Below are 242 nucleotides of genomic sequence, written 5' to 3' on the forward strand. Positions count from 1 at the left end.
GACAAAGCGCGTTTCACTATAGGCGGCAGCGGTGCCGCCGATCTTGATATGGTTGCAGGATGGTGTGGCTTCGACCTTATTTATGAAGTCAATGCCCTTACGTTGAACATTATGAGGCATAGCTAGATGGATGGCACAATCGAGTCGGAGCAGCGCAATATGCCCGAAAACTTCGATCTAACCCTATTGGCGAACTTCGTGCACCAAGTTGTTAACCCGCTTAATGGCGTGGCTGGAACGCT

It is taken from the genome of Candidatus Kosakonia sp. 282A-S69, from assembly GCF_029433855.1.
Classification (GTDB): domain Bacteria; phylum Pseudomonadota; class Gammaproteobacteria; order Enterobacterales; family Enterobacteriaceae; genus Kosakonia; species Kosakonia cowanii_A.